Origin of the sequence: Paracoccus jeotgali (genome assembly GCF_002865605.1) — a bacterium.
In the GTDB taxonomy this organism is placed as follows: Bacteria; Pseudomonadota; Alphaproteobacteria; order Rhodobacterales; family Rhodobacteraceae; genus Paracoccus; species Paracoccus jeotgali.
The window spans coordinates 1,765,260-1,783,748 of the sequence record NZ_CP025583.1; the positions used below are offsets into that span (position 1 = coordinate 1,765,260).

17 protein-coding genes are annotated in these 18,489 nt (G+C 68.4%); 5 read left to right on the plus strand and 12 right to left on the minus strand.

The annotated features are described in order from the left end of the window. Nucleotides 1-57: 57 nt before the first annotated feature. Nucleotides 58-618: an NADPH-dependent FMN reductase gene (locus tag CYR75_RS08605; RefSeq protein ID WP_101499667.1), complete on the minus strand. Its 561-nt coding sequence runs from the start codon at nt 616-618 to the stop codon at nt 58-60. Nucleotides 619-729: 111 nt separating this feature from the next. Then, entirely contained in the window at nt 730-1,596 is an 867-nt protein-coding gene (locus CYR75_RS08610; protein WP_101499668.1) for an NAD(P)-dependent oxidoreductase, read from the minus strand. Between the two features lie 154 nt (nt 1,597-1,750). On the opposite strand from CYR75_RS08610, the gene CYR75_RS08615 reads away from it, so the two are divergent. The 4 genes from CYR75_RS08615 (at nt 1,751) to CYR75_RS08630 (ending at nt 6,838) form a co-directional block, all read left to right on the plus strand. Next, complete coding sequence (locus CYR75_RS08615) at nt 1,751-4,195, plus strand: penicillin acylase family protein (RefSeq protein ID WP_101499669.1); 2,445 nt, start codon at nt 1,751-1,753, stop codon at nt 4,193-4,195. A 61-nt stretch (nt 4,196-4,256) separates the two neighbouring features. Beyond that, nucleotides 4,257-5,150, plus strand: a complete 894-nt coding sequence (locus CYR75_RS08620) for a PfkB family carbohydrate kinase (RefSeq protein WP_101499670.1) — start codon at nt 4,257-4,259, stop codon at nt 5,148-5,150. Further along, nucleotides 5,147-6,085 carry a pseudouridine-5'-phosphate glycosidase gene (locus tag CYR75_RS08625; protein WP_101499671.1) on the plus strand — a complete coding sequence of 313 codons (939 nt, stop codon included), beginning with the start codon at nt 5,147-5,149 and terminating at the stop codon, nt 6,083-6,085. The genes CYR75_RS08620 and CYR75_RS08625 overlap by 4 nt, the downstream gene beginning before the upstream one ends. Before the next feature lie 12 nt (nt 6,086-6,097). After that, the gene (locus CYR75_RS08630; RefSeq protein WP_404825346.1) at nt 6,098-6,838 is read left to right on the plus strand and encodes a DUF502 domain-containing protein; all 741 of its coding nucleotides are present in this window, start codon (nt 6,098-6,100) and stop codon (nt 6,836-6,838) included. Here the strand turns inward: CYR75_RS08630 and CYR75_RS08635 are convergent. The 6 genes from CYR75_RS08635 to sciP form a co-directional block, all read right to left on the minus strand. Then, nucleotides 6,754-7,848 (minus strand): patatin-like phospholipase family protein, encoded by a 1,095-nt coding sequence (locus CYR75_RS08635; protein WP_101499672.1) that lies wholly within the window; start codon nt 7,846-7,848, stop codon nt 6,754-6,756. The two genes, CYR75_RS08630 and CYR75_RS08635, sit on opposite strands and share 85 nt — an antisense overlap. Nucleotides 7,849-7,993: 145 nt before the next feature. After that, the gene (locus tag CYR75_RS16050; RefSeq protein ID WP_158644620.1) at nt 7,994-8,131 is read right to left on the minus strand and encodes a hypothetical protein; all 138 of its coding nucleotides are present in this window, start codon (nt 8,129-8,131) and stop codon (nt 7,994-7,996) included. A gap of 72 nt (nt 8,132-8,203) precedes the next feature. Beyond that, entirely contained in the window at nt 8,204-10,318 is a 2,115-nt protein-coding gene (recG, locus tag CYR75_RS08640; RefSeq protein ID WP_101499673.1) for an ATP-dependent DNA helicase RecG, read from the minus strand. Continuing rightward, complete coding sequence (ligA, locus tag CYR75_RS08645; RefSeq protein WP_101500960.1) at nt 10,297-12,549, minus strand: NAD-dependent DNA ligase LigA; 2,253 nt, start codon at nt 12,547-12,549, stop codon at nt 10,297-10,299. The genes recG and ligA overlap by 22 nt, the downstream gene beginning before the upstream one ends. Before the next feature lie 223 nt (nt 12,550-12,772). Further along, the gene (ctrA, locus tag CYR75_RS08650) at nt 12,773-13,483 is read right to left on the minus strand and encodes a response regulator transcription factor CtrA (RefSeq protein WP_101499674.1); all 711 of its coding nucleotides are present in this window, start codon (nt 13,481-13,483) and stop codon (nt 12,773-12,775) included. Between the two features lie 129 nt (nt 13,484-13,612). Then, the gene (gene sciP, locus CYR75_RS08655) at nt 13,613-13,888 is read right to left on the minus strand and encodes a CtrA inhibitor SciP (protein WP_101499675.1); all 276 of its coding nucleotides are present in this window, start codon (nt 13,886-13,888) and stop codon (nt 13,613-13,615) included. Between the two features lie 142 nt (nt 13,889-14,030). Here sciP and mnmA point away from each other — a divergent pair, with 142 nt between their 5' ends. Then, complete coding sequence (mnmA, locus tag CYR75_RS08660) at nt 14,031-15,176, plus strand: tRNA 2-thiouridine(34) synthase MnmA (protein ID WP_101500961.1); 1,146 nt, start codon at nt 14,031-14,033, stop codon at nt 15,174-15,176. A gap of 28 nt (nt 15,177-15,204) precedes the next feature. Here mnmA and lpxB read toward each other — a convergent pair whose 3' ends face one another. From lpxB to fabZ, 4 genes are read right to left on the minus strand one after another with little or no spacing between them, the layout of a single operon-like run. After that, nucleotides 15,205-16,365, minus strand: a complete 1,161-nt coding sequence (gene lpxB, locus CYR75_RS08665) for a lipid-A-disaccharide synthase (protein WP_101499676.1) — start codon at nt 16,363-16,365, stop codon at nt 15,205-15,207. Between the two features lie 25 nt (nt 16,366-16,390). Beyond that, nucleotides 16,391-17,185 carry an LpxI family protein gene (locus CYR75_RS08670; RefSeq protein ID WP_101499677.1) on the minus strand — a complete coding sequence of 265 codons (795 nt, stop codon included), beginning with the start codon at nt 17,183-17,185 and terminating at the stop codon, nt 16,391-16,393. Next, on the minus strand, nt 17,182-17,967 hold the full coding sequence (gene lpxA, locus CYR75_RS08675; RefSeq protein ID WP_101500962.1) for an acyl-ACP--UDP-N-acetylglucosamine O-acyltransferase: 786 nt from the start codon (nt 17,965-17,967) through the stop codon (nt 17,182-17,184). The genes CYR75_RS08670 and lpxA overlap by 4 nt, the downstream gene beginning before the upstream one ends. Further along, the gene (gene fabZ / locus CYR75_RS08680; protein ID WP_101499678.1) at nt 17,957-18,463 is read right to left on the minus strand and encodes a 3-hydroxyacyl-ACP dehydratase FabZ; all 507 of its coding nucleotides are present in this window, start codon (nt 18,461-18,463) and stop codon (nt 17,957-17,959) included. Before fabZ ends, lpxA begins: the two co-directional genes overlap by 11 nt. Nucleotides 18,464-18,489 lie beyond the last annotated feature (26 nt).

The following is an 18,489-nucleotide window of genomic DNA, read 5'->3' on the forward strand; positions in this document are numbered from 1 at the left end:
GTCGGCGGGTCTCGGCGCGCGCGCCGACGCCCCCGCCGCCGGGGCAGCCAGCGCGGCTTAGCGCATGGTTTTCAGCGCCTTGGCCCATTTCGCCAGTTCCGGCAGCAGCGCATCGGCGCTTTTGATCATCTCATCATTGGGCTGCAGCTTGTTGTCCTGCACCTGCTTGTGAACGAAGGGAATCATCACCTGCTCGGTCAGCGGCATCATCTTGAGCGTGGTCATCACCGGCTTGGCCGACTGCACCGCACGCAGGCCGCCCGACACGCCGCCATAAGACACAAACCCCGCCGGCTTGTAGTTCCATTCCTTGACCAGATAGCTCAGCGCGTTGAAAAAGCTGGGCGGCGCGACGAAGTTGTATTCGGGCAGCACGAACACGAAGGCATCCGAACCGGCGACGATCTCGGACCATTTCTTGGTATGGTCGTGCTGGTATTGCTGCATCGCGGGATGCTTCGGCTCGTCGAACAGCGGCAGGTCCAGCTCGGCCAGATCCGTCAGAACCACCTCGTCAAAGCCCGAGGCATGGCTTTGGGCATAGGGAAAGAACCAGTCCGCGACGGTCTTGCCGATGCGGGTGGGCCGGGTCGAGACGATGATGACGTTCAGTTTCATGGGGTGATCCCTTGGTTGTTTCACTGGAGGCCGTCGCAGCTACGACGCAACCGGCACCGGATTCAAGGCGATGCCGGATCACGCAGCGATTTTATCGGGTTTGGCGGCGCTTCAGTCCCGCAGCCGCTGGATCAGGGCCGAGGTGTCCCAGCGGCCGCCGCCCATGCGCTGGATATCCTTGTAGAACTGGTCGACCAGCGCCGTCACCGGCAGACTGACGCCCAGATCATCGGCGGCATCCAGACAGATGCCCAGATCCTTGCGCATCCAGTCGACGGCGAAACCGTGGTCGAATTTCCCCTCGGCCATGGTCTTGTGGCGGTTCATCATCTGCCAGCTTCCGGCCGCGCCCTGGCTGATCACCTCGACCACCTCGCCGATTTCCAGCCCGGAAGCCTCGGCGAAACGCAGCGATTCCGCCAGTCCCTGCACCAGACCGGCAATGGCGATCTGGTTGCACATCTTGGTGACCTGGCCCGACCCGACCGGCCCCATCAGCCGGCAGATCTTGGCATAAGTCGCGATCACCGGCTGCACGCGGTCGAAATCTGGCTGCGCACCGCCGCACATCACCGAAAGCTGGCCATTTTCCGCCCCCGCCTGCCCGCCCGAGACCGGCGCGTCGACAAAGCCGATGCCCGCCTCGGCCGCGATCCCGGCCAATTCCTGCGTCACTCGGGCGGAAACCGTGGTGTGATCGGCAAAGACCGACCCCTTTGCCATGCCCGCAAACGCGCCGTCCTGACCCAGACAGACCTGACGCAAATCGTCGTCATTGCCCACACAGGCCAGAACGATCTCGGCGCCGTTTGCGGCCTCGCGCGGGGTGGCAGCGCGGTGGCCCGGATACGTGGCCAGCCAGGCGTCGGCCTTTTCCGGGCTGCGGTTAAAGACGGTGACCTCGTGTCCGGCGCGGGCCAGATGCCCGGCCATCGGAAAACCCATCACCCCCAAGCCCAGAAACGCGATCTTTGCCATGCTGTCCCCACTCTGTCCCAGATGCCCAAAAGCCTTGGCGCCGCCGCCTTTCGCGCGTTGAAAGGGCGCGGCGCTTGGCCTACACAACCCGCAAGACACCACCCCCCGGCCCCGCGGTCAAGCGAGGACGCGCTGCGAAGGACGACGCCCCCCGATGCTGACCCTGTTCCGCTGGTTCCTGCGGCTGACGCTTGGTCTGATCGCGCTGTCCGCGGCGGCGCTGCTGCTGGTGTGGTATTTCGCCATGCGCTCGGTGCCCGATTACGCGGCGAGCTATGTCGTGCCCGGCATCGGGGCCGAGATCGAGATCGTGCGCTCGACCGAGAACGTGCCGCATATCTTTGCCAAAAGCGACAGCGATGCGTTCTTTGCGCTCGGGCTGGCGCATGCGCAGGACCGGCTATTCCAGATGACCGTGCTGCGGCGCGCGGCGCAGGGGCGGCTGGCGGAGATCTATGGCGAACGCGCGCTGGCCGCCGATGATCTGGCCCGACGGATCGGCATGGCCCGCGCCGCCCGCGCCAGCGTCGCGGCGCAATCCGATCAGGCGCGCGCCGCGCTGCAGGCCTATGCCGACGGCGTGAACCGCTGGATCGAGATCGTCAACCGCGACGCCTTGGGCCGCGGCGCGCCAGAATTCTTCCTGTTCCCCGACGAGATCGCCTATTGGCAGCCCGCCGATTCGCTGGCGATCCTGAAGCTTTATGGGGCCGCCAGCAGCCGTCAGATCCCGGCCGAGGTGCTGCGGGCAAGGCTGTCGCTGGCCGAACCCGAACGCGGGCAGGACCTCGTCTCGCGCCCGGGCGAAGCTGCGATGCCCGCCTATGGCACGCTGTTTCCGGCCAAGCATATCCAGCCCGTCGCCTCTGCCGCGCCGGAATGGCCGCTGGACCTGGCGGGCTATCTGACGCCGTTTTCGGGCGTGGGGGCCAGCGCCTTCGCCGCCGATGGCAAGCGCACCGCCGCCGGGATGCCGCTGCTGGCCAGCGACCCGCAGGCGGCGCTGACCATGCCCTCGCTGTGGTATCTGGCGCGGCTGCAACTGGGCAGCGGCGATGTGATCGGGGCGACCATTCCCGGCGTGCCGGCGGTGCTGTCGGGCCGCTCGGCGCGGCTGGCATGGGGGTTCGTGCCGGCGCAGATCGACGATGCCGACATCCATATCGAAGAGGTCCAGCCCGGCGACAGCAACCGTTATCGCGGCGTGAATGGGTGGCAAGATTTCACCGCCCGGACCGAAACCCTGCGCGTGCGCGGCGCGCCTGACCGTCAGATCACCCTGCGCGAGACGGAGAACGGCCCGCTGCTGTCGCCCGCGAGCCTCGGCCTCGGCTCGGTGACGCCGGCGGGCCATGCGGCGGCGCTGTCCTGGACCGGGCTTGCGCCCGACGACCGCAGCTATAGCGCGCTACTGGGGGTGATGACCGCCAGCGACCGGCGGGCAGGCTTTGCCGCCGCGCAGGACTGGGCCGTGCCCGCCGCGCATTTGGCGCTGGCCGACCGCGAGGGGATCGAAGAGCGGCTGATCGGGCTTGCCCCCGAACGTGCGCCGGACCACCCGACGGCGGGCCGGATGCCGGTGCCGGGCTGGATCGCTGGCAATCGCTGGCAGGGGGTCACGCGGCTGGATGCGCCGGACGAGACGCAGCACGGCCTCGGGTTTGCGACCGGCGCGCTTGGCAGCAACAGCGCCGGGTTGGGTTTCGACGGCGATTCGACCCTGCGCCGGGACCGGCTGCAACGCCTTCTGGCCGGGCGCGAGGTCCACAGCCGCGACAGCCTGATCGAGACGCAGCTCGACATCGTCAGCCCCGCCGCCCGCGCCCTGCTGCCGCTGGTCGGCGCCGATCTGTGGTTCACCGGCGAGCCTGCGGCGCGCGGCACGCCGGAACGCCAGCGGCAGGACGCGCTGCGGCTGCTGGCCGAATGGGACGGCGCGATGAACGAGCACCTGCCCGAGCCGCTGATCTATGCCGCCTGGATGGCCGCGCTGCAGGACCGGCTGGTCCGTGACGAGCTTGGCCCGCTGGCCGACGAGCTGACCGCCCTGCGCCCGGCCTTTATCGAGCGTGTGTTCCGCAACCGTGGCGGGGCGGCGATCTGGTGCGATATCCGCCAGTCGGCGGCGGTCGAGACATGCTCGACCATCGCGCGGCAATCGCTGGACGCTGCGATCCTGGATCTGACCGCGCGGTACGGTCCCGACGTCACAAGCTGGCGGTGGGGCGACGCGCATGAGGCGATCCAGACCCATCCCGCGCTTGGTCCGACGCCGCGCCTCGGCTGGATCGTGAACCTGCGGCAATCGCTGTCGGGGGGCGATCACACGCTGGCGCGCGCACCGCTGCTGGGACAGGGTTCGACGCCGTTCCGCCCGACGCAGGGCGCAGGGTATCGCGGCGTCTATGACCTCGCCGATCCCGACAGCTCTGTCTTCATCATCGCTTCGGGGCAGTCCGGGCATCCCTTCTCGCGGCATTATGACGATCTCGCGGTCAAGTGGCGGCGCGGGGAATATGTCACCATGTCGCTCGACCCCGATCTGGCGCGGGCGGCGGCGGTCGGGGTCACCCGGCTGATCCCCTCCGAACCCCGCTGACAGCGGCAGTTGGCAAGCCGCCGGGTGCGGCATATCAAGGGTGCAAACGGGTCTGGAACAGATGACAAGGCAAGCGGATCTTCTGTGCATCGGCGCGATGCTGTGGGACGTGATCGGGCGCTGCCCGCGCCCCATGCCGCCCGGCGCCGACATGCCGGGCCGGATCGCGCATCTGCCGGGCGGGGTGGCGCTGAATGTGGCCGTGGCGGTGGCGCGGTGGGGGATGGTGCCGACGGTTCTCAGCGCCGTCGGCCGCGATGCCGAGGGCGATGCCCTGATCGCGGCGGCGTCCTCGCTGGGGGTGATTTGCGACCATCTGTGCCGCGATGGCGGGCCGACCGACGTCTATATGGCGATCGAGGACAGCCGCGGGCTGATCGCGGCCATCGCCGACGCCCATTCGCTGGAGGATGCGGGTGACCTGATCCTGACCCCGATCCGCGACGGCAGGCTGGCATCGGCCACGCAGCCCTGGCGCGGGATCGCGGTCATCGACGGCAATCTGACCACCGCCCAACTGGCCCGCATCGCGGCCGAGCCGGGTCTGTCAGCGGCCGATCTGCGGATCGTGCCCGCCAGCCCCGGCAAGGCCGAGCGCCTGCTGCCGCTGATCGGCGCGCCGCATGGCTGCTTCTACATCAACCGGTTCGAGGCCGAGGTGCTGGCCCACCGCCCCCTTGCCAATGCTCAGGACGCCGCCTTCGCGATGCTGGATCTGGGCGTGCAGCGGGTCATCGTCACCGATGGCGCGGCGTCGGTCGCGGACGGGCTGACCGGCGCGGGCGTGATGACCGCGACCCCGCCCGCCGTGCCCATTGCCCGCGTCACCGGCGCGGGCGACTGCTTTCTTGCCGCCCATCTTGCCGCCGAACTGACCGGATCGGACCGCAAGACCGCCCTTGACCGCGCCGTTGCCGCCGCCGCTGCCCATGTTTCAGGAAAGGACATGCCATGACCTCGCTTGCCAACCACATCCGCACCACATCCGAGGTCGCCCGCGCGCTGCAGGACGGCGCGCCCGTCGTCGCGCTCGAATCGACCATCATCACCCACGGCATGCCCTTCCCGCAGAACCTCGACATGGCCCGCAAGGTCGAGGCCGAGATCCGCGCTGCGGGCGCGATCCCCGCCACCATCGCGGTCATCGACGGGGTGATCTGCATCGGGCTCGAGGACGAGGCGATGGAGGGGCTGGCCCGCATCCCCGCGGCCCAAGTGATGAAGCTGTCGCGCGCCGATCTGGCCGGCTGCGTCGCCATGGGCCGGACCGGGGCCACCACCGTCGCCGCGACGATGATCTGCGCCCATCTGGCCGGGATCGAAGTGTTCGCCACCGGCGGCATCGGCGGCGTCCATCGCGGGGCCGAGACCAGCTTCGACATCTCGGCCGACCTGCAGGAACTGGCGCAGACGCCGGTGACCGTGGTCTGCGCCGGGGCCAAGGCGATCCTCGATCTGCCGAAAACGCTCGAGGTGCTGGAAACCCTCGGCGTGCCGGTGATCGCGGTCGGGCAGGACCAGTTGCCAGCCTTCTGGTCGCGCGAATCGGGACTGCGCGCGCCCTTGCGGATGGACGACCCGGCGCTGATCGCGCTGGCGGCCTCGCTGCGCGGGCGGATGGGGCTGCCGGGCGGGCATCTGGTGGCGAACCCGATCCCCCCCGAGGCCGAGATCCCGCGCAGCGTCATCGCGCCGATCGTCGATCAGGCGCTCGAGGATGCCGCCCGCCACCGCATCGCCGCCAAGGCGGTCACCCCCTATCTGCTGCAACGCATCTTCGAGCTGACCGAGGGCGCCTCGCTGCAGTCGAACATCGCGCTGGTGCTGAACAACGCCCGCTTTAGCGCGCAGATCGCCATTGCGGCGGCAGAACTGCGGCGCGATGGCTGACCGGACGCCCGCGTGACGCGCCTGCCCGAACCGCGCCGGCCAAGGCGAAAGCGGCGCGCCTCGGGTCCGCTGGCCGGGCTGCGGGTGTCGTTCCTGACCGGGCTGATCGTCATTGCGCCCTTGGCCATCACCATCTGGCTGATCTGGACGCTGACCGGCTGGGTCGATGGCTGGGTTCTGCCGCTGGTGCCACCGCGCTGGCAGCTGGAGCGCTATATCGGCGTCAATCTGCGCGGCGTGGGGGTGGTGATCTTCCTGATCTTCACCCTGCTGATCGGCGCGCTGGCCCGTGTCGTGGCCGGCCGCGCGATCATCGGCGCGGGCGAGGCCATCGTCGCGCATGTCCCGCTGATCGGGGCAGTCTATGGCGGGCTGAAGCAGATCGCCGAGACGCTGTTCACCCCCGGCGACGACAAGTTCGACCGCGCCTGCCTGATCGAATATCCGCGCAAGGGTCTGTGGGGCTTGGGCTTTGTCGCCGGCGGCGCGCGGGGCGAGGTGGCGCGGCTCGTCTCGGACGGGCAGCCGGGGCGGACGGTCGCGGTGTTCGTGCCGACGACGCCCAACCCGACCTCGGGCTTTCTGCTGTTCGTGCCGGAACGCGAGCTGCGCTATCTTGATATGCCAGTCGAGGACGCGGCCAAGCTGGTGATCTCGGGCGGGCTGGTCTATCCGCCCGAGGGCATGGGCGGCGCGATCGAACCCGACGCCGCGCGCGGAAACATGGCGCCGAAATCGACCGAATCGCGCTGATTGAGGTTGTCGGCGCATTCTTTAAGAAAGCTGTCCGCCGCCTGCCGCCCTGCGTTGAACATCTGATCCAGCAGGCCGGGGCCGGGCAGGATCTTGGTGCGCGCCGACAGCCCGTTCATCAGCTTGTCGTCCAGGATCATGTGCATCAGCACGTTCTTCATCTCTTTTCCGCTCAGCCGGTCCTGCTGGTGCAGGCGCTTGACGAAGTTGATCGCCCGCAGCTCTGACAGCAGGGCGGCGTTGAAGCTGACCTCGTTGACGCGGTCGGCGATCTCGGCCGGGGTCTTGGGCAGGTCGTCGCGGCGCAGCGGGTTGATGTTGACCAGCACGATGTCGCGCGGCAGTTCGGGCGCATAAAGCGGCCACAGCGACGGGTTGCCGGAATAGCCGCCGTCCCAGTAATGCTCGGTCCGCCCGGTGCGGGGGTCGTCGATGGCCACGGCGCGATAGATGGTCGGCAGGCAGGCCGAGGCCAGAACCGCATCGACCGTCACCTCGGCATCGCCAAAGACGCGCGCCTGCCCGGTGCGGACATTGGTGGCGTTGACGAAGATCCGCGTGTCGCAGCTGCGCCCAAGCTGCGGATAAGGCATGGTTTTCAGGATCGCGGACAGCGGATTGCTGTAGAACGGCCCGTAATCATAGGGGCTGAACAGCCGCGTCAGCCCGTCCAGCCAGGCAAAGGGCGACAGCGCCTCGGTCCAGCGGTCCAGCGCGTGCGGCATGGGCATGAAGGAATGCAGCCAGCGCAGCACCTGCGAATCGCTGATCGTGCTCAACCGGTCCCAGATGTGGCGCATGTTGCGGCGCGCGGCCTCGCGCCCCTGCCGCCCCTTGGCCGAGGCCAGCCCCGCCTGCGCCGCCGCCCCGTTCAGCGCCCCGGCCGAGGTGCCGCTGATCGCCGCGATGTGCAGCCAGTCCTCGTCCAGAAGCCGGTCCATGACCCCCCAGGTAAAGGCGCCATGCGCGCCGCCCCCCTGAAGCGCCAGATTGATGCTACGCGGTTTCATTGCGCCCCTTTGCCGTCGCCCGATCCAGACGCGCACCTAACCGGGTTTTGCCGGGGCCGGCAATGTCGGATGAAAAAGCGGGTGACGGGCCGAGGGCCGCGCCACCCGCAAGGTGCTGATCCGTGGCCGAAGCCGTCGGAACAGGTCAGGCAGACAGGATCGCCGGCAGCCACAGCATGACGGACATGGTGACGCCCAGGGCCAGCACGCCCAGGGCATCGCCCAAAAGTTCGCGAGCGCTGGTGGTCTCGTCGCTCAGCACGGATTTCACGGTTTCAGTCATGGCAACCTCGCTTGCAGTTGCCCGTTTGTTCCCACATTCCTGCCCGAGTCGCAAGAACTTTTTAAGAACATGTTAACCTGTGTGAATCAATCTGATCGCCTGATCCTGCTCCATCAGCCAAAGCAGCGCCCGCACCGCCTGCCCCCGGTCCGAGGTCATGTCGGGATCGCGCTCCAGAAACGCCCGCGCGTCCGACTGGGCCAGCTGCATCAGCCCCGCCTGACGTTCCAGATCGGCGATGCGGAACCGGGGCAGGCCCGATTGCGCGGTGCCGATCAGATCGCCCGCGCCGCGCATGGCCAGATCGACCTCGGCGATGCGAAAGCCGTCCTCGGTATCGCGCAGCGCCTGCAACCGGCGCGAGCCGGTGTCGGACAAGGGCGCCTGGTACATCAGCACGCAGGACGACGCCGCCTGCCCGCGCCCGACGCGCCCGCGCAGCTGGTGAAGCTGGGCCAGACCGAAGCTTTCGGCGCGTTCGATGACCATGATCGAGGCTTCCGGCACATCCACGCCCACCTCGATCACCGTGGTCGCGACCAGGATCTGCGCGCGCCCGGCGGCGAAATCGGCCATGGCGTTGTCGCGCTCATCCGGCGGCATCTGGCCATGCACCAGCCGCACCGCCGGACCGAACCGCGCCCGCAGCGCCGAAAACCGCGCCTCGGCGGCGGTCAGATCGGACAGCTCTGATTCCTCGACCAGCGGGCAGACCCAATAAGCCCGCGCCCCGCCCGCAATGGCGACGCCCACCCGCTCGACAATCTCGTCCAGGCGGCGGTCGTCCAGCATCACCGTCGTCACCGGCTTTCGCCCCGGCGGCTTTTCGTCCAGCACCGACAGGTCGAGATCGCCATATTGCGACAGCGCCAGCGAGCGCGGAATCGGCGTCGCGGTCATCACCAGCACATCCGGCGGCGCGGTGGTGCCCTTGGCCGACAGCTTCAAACGCTGCGCCACGCCGAACCGGTGCTGTTCGTCGATCACCGCCAGGCGCAGATCGGCAAAGCGCACCTCGTCCTGAAACACGGCATGGGTGCCGACCAGAATGTCGATCCGTCCGGCATGCAGATCGGCCAGGATATTGGCCCGCGCATCGCCCTTGTCGCGGCCGGTCAGCGCCTCGATCCGCACGCCCGCAGCCTCGGCCAGGGGCAGCAGCGCGCGCAGATGCTGGCGGGCGAGGATCTCGGTCGGAGCCATCATCACCCCCTGCCCGCCCGCCTCGACCGCGATCAGCAGCGCCAGCATGGCGACCAGCGTCTTGCCCGCGCCCACATCGCCCTGCAGCAGCCGGTTCATCCGCCCGTCCGAGGCCATGTCGGCGGCGATTTCGGCCACCGCCCGGCTCTGCGCGCCGGTGGGCGGCCAGGGCAGCGCCTGCAGCACGCGGCGGCGCAGGCGGTCGTCGCCGCGGCTGGGCCGCCCCTTGCCGCGCCGGTTCTGACGCCGGGCCAGCGCCAGCGTGATCTGATGGGCGAAGAGCTCGTCATAGGCCAGCCGCGACCGCGCCGGCGCGCTGGCCGCCAGATCGCCCGGGCCGTGCGGGGCATGGGCCTGCTGCAACGCCGCGCGCCAGTTGGGCCAGCCCTCGCGGCGCAGCAAGGACGGGTCGATCCACTCGCCAAGCTCGGGCGCACGCGCCAGCGCCGCCTCGGCGCCCCGCGCCAGAACCCGCTGCGTCAGACCGGCCGACAGCGGATAGACCGGTTCGAACCCCGCCGGTGGGGCATCGGTCTCTGGCAGGATATGGTCCGGGTGCACGATCTGCGCCACACCGTCGAACAATTCGACCTTGCCTGAAACGATACACTTTTGTCCCACCGGCAGTTCGCGTTCCAGCCAGTCGCGCCGCGCGTGGAAGAACACCAGCACCAGATCGCGCGCCCCGTCGCTGCAGATCACCCGATGCGGCCGCCCGCGTGCCGCGGGCACCACATGCCGCGTCACCGTGACGGTCGCGGTGATGATCTCGGGCGGGCGCAGATCCGACAGATCCGCGACCGACCGCCGCGCCACCCCGCCGGTCGGCAGGGTCAGCAACAGGTCGCGCGGGCGCGTGATCGCCATGGCCTCCAGCGCGGCGGCCGCCTTTGGGCCGATGCCGGGCAGGGTTTCGACGCCGGCAAACAGCGGAAACAGGATCGGCGGGCGGCCCCTGGGTGCTATTCGATCAGGCGCAGCCATGCGTCCTCGTCAATCACCTCGACCCCCAAAGCCTGCGCCTTCGCGCCCTTGGATCCCGCCCCCGGCCCCGCGACGACCAGATCGGTCCTGGCCGAGACCGACCCCGCGACCTTGGCACCCAGCGCCTCGGCCCGGGCCTTGGCCTCGGCGCGGGTCATGCGTTCCAGCGTGCCGGTAAAGACGATGGTCTTGCCGGCGATGGGGCTGCCCTCGGTCGCCGGGGCCTCGGCGTCGAGGACCTGCAGATGCGTCAGCAGCGCCTCGATCTCGGCCCGTTCGCGGGTCTGGGCGAAGGTCGCGCACAGCGATTGGGCCACGACATCGCCGATCCCGTCGATCGAGGTCAGCTCTGCATAGGCCGCCAACGCGTCCGCCGGCAGCGCCGGCTCGGCGGCCAGCACCTGCTCGCGGGTCTGCGATATCCGCGCACGACGGCCCTCGGCGGCGGCGACGGTGCGTTCCTGCAGAACCGCCTCATCGGCCTGAAGCTGACGCTCGGCGGCGGGGATCGCGGCATCGACGGTCTGCGCAAACGCGCTCCACGAGGTGAAGTGCCGGGCCAGATCGCTGGCCGCGACCTCGCCCACATGCCTGATGCCCAACGCATAGATCAGCCGCGCCAGACCGATCCGCCGGCGCGCCTCGATGGCGTCGAAGAGGTTGCGGGCCGAGGTCTCGCCCCAGCCCTCGCGATTCTTCAGCCGCGCCAGCCCGGCGGCGTCGCGTGCCTGCAGGGTGAAGATGTCGGCGGGGGTGCGGATCGGCAGGCTGTCGTCGTGATAGAACGCCTCGATCTGGCGGGCGCCCAGCCCCTCGATGTCGAAAGCCGCGCGGCTGACGAAATGCTTCAGTTTTTCAATCGCCTGCGCGGGACATATCAACCCGCCCGTGCAGCGCCGCACGGCATCGCCCGGCTCTCGGATCGCGTCGGAACCGCATTCCGGGCAGGTCTCGGGAAAGACATAGGGGGCGGTATTCAGCGGTCGGCGGGACTCGTCGACATCGGCAATCTTGGGGATCACGTCGCCGGCGCGATAGACCTGCACCCAGTCGCCGGGGCGGATATCGGTCCCCCGGATCCGCTCGCCCATGCTGTTCAGCCCGGCGATGTAATCCTCATTATGCAAGGTCGCGTTCGAGACCGTCACGCCCCCCACCGTCACCGGATCGAGCCGCGCGACCGGGGAGAGCGCGCCGGTGCGGCCGACCTGGATCTCGATCTCGCGCAGCCGGGTCCAGGCGGTTTCGGCCGGGAACTTGTGGGCGATGGCCCAACGCGGCGTGGTCGAGCGAAAGCCCAGCCGGGCCTGCAGCCCAAGGTCGTTCACCTTGTAGACCACGCCGTCGATGTCATAGCCAAGCGTCGCACGTTGCGCCTCGATCCGGGCGTAATGGGCCAGCATCTCGGTCGTGTCGTGGCAGAGCCGGGTCAGCGGGTTGACCTGAAAGCCGAAACCCTCCAACGCCTCGATGGCGCCGATCTGGGTGTCGGCAAAGGGCGCGCTGACCTGCCCCCAGGCATAGGCGAAAAAGCGCAGCGGACGGGCGGCGGTGATGGCCGGATCAAGCTGGCGCAGCGAGCCCGCCGCGGCATTGCGCGGATTGGCGAAGGTCCGGCCGCTGTCGCTGGCGTTGAGCGCGGCAAAATCGGCGTGGCTCATATAGACCTCGCCCCGGACCTCGAGGATTTCGGGCGGATCGCCGGCGAGGGTCTTGGGGATATCCGGAATGGTCAGTGCGTTGGCGGTCACGTTCTCGCCGATCATGCCGTCGCCACGGGTGGCGGCCTGGGTCAGCCGCCCGCCCTCGTAACGCAGCGAGAGCGAGAGGCCGTCGATCTTTGGCTCGGCGGTGAAGCTTAGCTGGGTCTCGGCCGGCAGGTTCAGGAAGCTGCGGATGCGGGTGACGAAATCGGCGATCTCGTCCTCGGCAAAGGCGTTCTCCAGCGACATCATGCGCTGCGCATGGGCGACCTTGCCGAAGGCGTCAGAGGGCGCGGCCCCGACCTGCGCCGAGGGGCTGTCGGGCTGCGCGAGATCCGGAAACGCGGTTTCGAGCGCCTGCAACCGGCGTTTGGCGTGGTCGTAATCGGCGTCGCTGATCGTCGGCGCGTCCTGCTGGTGATAGTCCAGATTGGCCTGCGCCACAAAGGCCGACAGCGCCGCGATGCGCTGCTCTGCCTGAGCCGGCGTCAGCTCAGCAGCGGCGGTTTCCTCACGCGCCCATGCCATCGCCTCCTCGCCCGCCCCGGCCGGATTGCCAGAGGTCTCGCGCTGATCCGATGCGGCCATGATCGCCCCCCAAACTGCCTTTCGCGGCCGATGCCTGCGGCCTGTGCCGGGTGTAACCCGGCCGGCGGAACGATGCCAGATGCCGCAAGCGGCGGCAGCGTCACGGAGCGGGACGCTGCCGCCACCTGGACAGGGGCGTGGCAGAGGCGGGAGGGATCCGCCGCTACGCCCCGACCGCGAGCCGTTCGCTGTCGGCCGGCTGTGGATCGCGCAGCACATAGCCGCGGCCCCAGACCGTCTCGATGTGGTTTTCGCCGTTCAGCGCCTCGGCCAGCTTCTTGCGCAGCTTGCAGATGAAGACGTCGATAATCTTGAGTTCCGGCTCGTCCATGCCGCCATAGAGGTGGTTCAGGAACATCTCTTTGGTCAGCGTCGTGCCCTTGCGCAGGCTGAGAAGTTCAAGGATCTGGTATTCCTTGCCGGTGAGGTTGACCGCCTTGCCATGCACCTCGACCGAGCGCGCGTCGAGGTTCACCACCAGATCGCCGGTACGGATCAGCGCCTGGCTATGCCCCTTGGAGCGCCGGATGATCGCCGCGATCCGGGCGATCAATTCCTCGCGGTGAAAGGGCTTGGTCATGTAGTCGTCGGCGCCGAAGCCGAAACCGCGCAGCTTGCTTTCGGTGTCGTCCGAGCCGGTCAGGATCAGGATCGGCGTGTCGACGCGCGACATGCGGATCTGGCGCAGCACCTCCATCCCGTTCATGTCCGGCAGGTCGAGATCGAGCAGGATCAGGTCATAGTCATAGAGCTTGGCCAGATCGATGCCTTCCTCGCCCATATCGGTCAGGAAGACGTTGTAGCTGGCATGGGTCAGCATCATTTCGACACTGCGCGCGGTCGACGGATCGTCTTCAACCAGAAGTATACGCATGGCTCAGCCCTCGTTTGCGAATCGTTCCATTGATTTCAAATTCGCTTCAATTCGTTAATATCACGTTACCGTTGGTTGTCGCGGATTTTATGCAACCTTGGGGTGTATTCTGACCTGTGCCCGCGCGCCTCACCCCTGTCGATAATTCTGCAGCGCCGTGACCCGCAGAGCCTTCACGCCGTGGTCGCGGATGGCCCTGCACCAGCTGTCGAATTCTTCTTCGGACAGGCTGTATCGGCTGATCGCTTCGTCGCGGGTCAGCAGTCCGCAGCTGACCGCCTTGACCACCAGCGCCTTGCGGCTGGCGACCCATCGCACCGACGGGTCAGGCAGGTCCGCCAGCGTCATGACCGACCCATCCGGCAGATTGACCGTGCGCGGTCCCGAGGATTTTCGCAGATACATGGTCACCTCCGTTGCAGAAAGCTTTAGGGCCAACAGCTTAAGCGAGGGTGAACCCCGCCCTTGAAGATCCGGCAAATATTCCTATAATTTTCGGGATTATCGGCTTGGCCGATGACAGATTTCAGGACATTCCATGACCGTCATGACCGCACATCCACCCGTCGCAGGGGTGAACTCTCTTGGCTTCGACAAGCCGCCAGCGCAAACCCGCGTCGTCGTGGCCATGTCGGGCGGCGTCGACAGCTCGGTCGTGGCGGCCAAGCTGGCGCAGGAAGGCTATGACGTCATCGGCGTGACGCTGCAACTTTACGATCACGGCGCGGCGCTGGCGAAAAAAGGCGCCTGCTGTGCCGGGCAGGACATCCACGACGCGCGCCGGGTCGCCGAGCGGATCGGTTTCCCGCATTATGTGCTTGATTATGAAAACAAGTTCCGCGAGTCGGTGATCGACGAGTTCGCCGATGCCTATCTGGCCGGCGCGACCCCCGTGCCCTGCATCCGCTGCAATGAGCGGGTGAAGTTCCGCGATCTGCTGGAAACCGCGCGCGATCTGGACGCCGATTGCATGGCGACCGGCCATTATATCCAGCGCCGCATGGGGCCCGAGGGCGCCGAGCTGCACATGGCCGCCGACGCGACCCGCGACCAAAGCTATTTCCTGTTCTCGACCACGCAAGAGCAGCTAGATTTCCTGCGCTTTCCGCTGGGCCATCTGGCCAGCAAGGACGAGACGCGGGCGCTGGCCTCTCGCTATGGTCTGTCGGTCGCGGACAAGCCGGACAGTCAGGATATCTGCTTTGTGCCGAACGGGAACTATGCCGCGGTGATCGAAAAGCTGCGTCCCGGCGCGGCCGATCCGGGCGAGATCGTGGACGTGGACGGCAATGTGCTGGGCCAGCATCAAGGCGTGATCCACTATACCATCGGGCAGCGGCGCGGTCTGGGGATCGGCGGTCTGGGCGATCCGCTTTATGTCGTGCGGCTCGACCCGGTCGCGCGGCAGGTTATTGTCGGCCCGCGCGAGGCGCTGTCGACGCGGATCGTGCCGGTGGCCGAGGTCAACTGGATCGGCCCCGGCGCGTTTCAGGACGGCCCGCGCGAGATCATGGTCCGCATCCGCTCGACCCGCCCGCCGCGCGCCGCGATCCTGCGCCCGGCCGGTCCCCATAGCGCCGAGGTCGAGTTGCTCGACCCCGAAGAGGGCGTCAGCTCCGGCCAGGCCTGTGTCTTCTATGAGACCGGCGGGACGCGGGTGCTGGGGGGCGGCTGGATCCAGGCGCGGCGCTAAGGCCGGCGGCGGTCATATTCGCCGGCGGTCACGCCCCGCGGCTTTTGGCGATGAAATCCAGCACCGACTTCGCCGCCCGCAGGCCGGGCGGTGGGCCGCCCTCGCCCAGACGTTCCATGGTCAGCACCATGGCGTCGATCTGGGCGGCACGACGTTCCGGGCTTTCCAGCAGGTCCAGCAGCGCGTCGGCGATGGGACCGGCGCGACAGTCGCGGCCGAGGAATTCGGGAATCGCGCGGCTGTCGCTGACCAGATTGACCAGCGTCACCGTATCGGTCTTCAACAGCATCCCGATCAGCCAGCGCGACAGCGGCGCCATGTCATAGGCGATCACCATCGGCAGGCGGTTGGCGGCGAGTTCAAGGCTGACCGTCCCCGACGCCGCCAGCGCAATGGTCGCCGCCTGAAACGCGGCGCGCTTGTCGGCGGGGGCCTCGACCACGATGGGGGCGGTGGGCCAGCGGCGTGTCATGTCGCGCACCATGCGCGAGACGCCGGGCACGGTGGGTATGACCACGCGGGTTTCGGGAATGCGGTCGCGCAGGCGGATCAGCGCCTCGTCGAAGCGCGGGGCGAGGCGGGCGACCTCGCTGCGGCGCGAGCCGGGCAGGCACAGCACCAGCGGCGCGTCCTCGGCGATGTGATGGGCGGCGCGAAAGGCCAGCCCCTCGGCCGCCGAGGCGCGTTTCTCGGCCACGACCGGGTGGCCGACGAAATCGCAGCTCATTCCCGCGGCCTGCATCAGCGGCGGCTCGAAGGGCAGCAGGGCCAGCACATGATCGACGAACCTCGCCATCCGCGCGGCGCGGCCGGGGCGCCAGGCCCAGACTGAGGGCGCGACATAGTGAATCACCGGCCCCGTGAACCCCATCTCATGGGCCTGACGCGCGACGCGCAGGCAGAAATCGGGGCTGTCGATGGTCAGCAACGCATCGGGCGCGGTCTGCGCCACCACTTCGGCGGTTTCTCGGATGCGGCGCTTGAGATGGCGGTATCTGGGCAGGATCTCGGCGATCCCCATCAGCGACAATTCCTCCATCGGGAAACGGCTGACCAGCCCCTGCGCGGCCATGTCCGGCCCGCCGATCCCGTCAAAGCCGAGACCCGGCGACAGCGCCGACAACCCCCCCATCAGCGCCCCGCCCAGTCTGTCGCCCGACACCTCGCCCGCGATCAGAAACAGCTTCATCGCGAACCCTTCCCCTTGCCAGACGCTAACGCGACCACAAGAAAACGCCTGCCGCGCGGGCCTGTTCCGCGGTCTCTTCCGCCTCGAGCAGGATCACCCCGCCCGATTGCCACGCCACCCCGCCCAGACCGGCCCGCGCCACCTGCCCAACCGTGTCCGGCCCGATCGAGGGCAGGTCAATGCGCCGGTCCTGCCCCGGCTTCGGCGCCTTCCACAGCACCCCGCGTGGCCCGTTCAGGCGCGGCCGCTGATCGCGGTGCAGGGCCACGAAATCCAGCATCGCTTCGGTCCCCGGCAGGGTCTCGACGGCGAGGCACAGGCCCTGCGCCACCACCGCGCCCTGCCCGATATCCAGATGTCCCAGCCCCTCGACGATCTCGGCGGCGCGGGTGGCGTCGTCGATGTCGGCGGCACTCGGCTCTCCGCACAGGATGCCGGGGCCGGGGACCAGTTCCGGTGCGATTTCGGCGGTGCCGGCGACGGTAAAGCCGGCCTCTTCGAACAGCGCCACAACCTCGCGCAGGGCGGCATCGTCGCCGGTCTGCATGGCGGCAAGGATGCGCGGCACCAGGCTGGCGGTGCGCGGATCGAACGCCTCGGGGTCGAGACGCGGGCGACGCACGGCCCCGGCAAAGGTCACGCGGTCTACGCCCTGCGTGGTCAGCCAGTCGAAGAAGGGGACCAGCCGCTCGAGCCGAAAGCTCTGATGCGGCATGGGTGGCGAGAACCCTTCCAACGCCGCGATGACCGGATTGTCCAGCCGCGCGGCGATCGAGGGCGCCAGCGCGCCCTGACCGGCGATGATGGCGGTGCGGCTCATAACGGCTTCAGAAAGCTGCGGTCCGAGGGCCCGAGGATGAAGTCGAGCATCTGCTGCACCAGCGGGCCGTTCTGCTCGTCCTGCATCTCTTGCGCGGTGGGGCGCAGCGCGCCGCCATGCAGGCGCTGAAGGGCCGCGCGCAGTTCGGCCAGCTCGGCCCGGCTGATGCCGCGCCGTTTCAGCCCGACAAGGTTCAGCCCGTCCAGCCCCGCGCGCGGGGCCTGCACCAGCCCGTGCGGGACGACATCCGCGGTCACCATCGACAGCGCGCCGATCATCGCGCCCTGCCCGATACGGACGAATTGGTGGATGCCGGACAGCCCGCCGACGATGACGTCATCCTCGATCACGCAATGACCGGCGACGGCGACCGAGTTGACCAGGATCACCCGGTCCCCGATCCGGCAGTCATGGCCGACATGGCAGCTGGCCATGAACAGCCCGTCATCGCCGATGCGGGTCAGCCCGCCCCCGCCGCTGGTGCCGGGGTTCATGGTGACATATTCGCGGATGCGGTTGCGGGCGCCGATTTCCAGCCGCGTATCCTCGCCCCGGAACTTGAGATCCTGCGGCTCTTGCCCGATCGAGGCAAAGGGAAAGATGCGCGTCTCTGCCCCGATCCGGGTGTCGCCGCCGATCACCACATGAGAGGCCAGCCGCACCCCGTCGCCCAGCCTGACGCGGGGGCCGATGACGCAGAACGGGCCGATCTCGACCCCCTGCCCCAGCTCGGCCCCGGCCTCGACAATGGCCGAGGGGTGGATGCGTGTGTCAGCCGTCATTGCGGCCAGCAGCGGGGGCATCGGCGGTCGAGGTCGCGGTCGCGGACTGGTCCATCATCGCGGTAAATTCCGCCTCGCAGGCCAGTTCATCGCCGACCATGGCGCGGCCGGCGAATTTCCAGATCCGCCCGCCGCCGCGCCGCGCCTCGACATGCAGTTCCAGCACGTCGCCCGGCACCACCATGCGGCGGAACTTGACCTTGTCGATGGCCATGAAATAGGTCTTCATCCCCTTGTCGGCCAGATCGAGGCTGGCGCAGACCACCACCGCCGCCGTCTGGGCCATCGCCTCGACGATGGTGACGCCGGGCATGACCGGCTGGCCGGGGAAATGGCCCTGGAAATGCGGCTCGTTGATGGTGACGTTCTTGATCCCGACCCCGGATTTATGGGGCACGATGTCGCGGACCCGGTCGATCAGCAGGAACGGATAGCGATGCGGGATCATCCGCTGGATCAGGCCGATATCGGCTTCGGCAGGGGTGGTGTCGGCCATGATGTCCCTTTCGGAAGGTTGCGTAT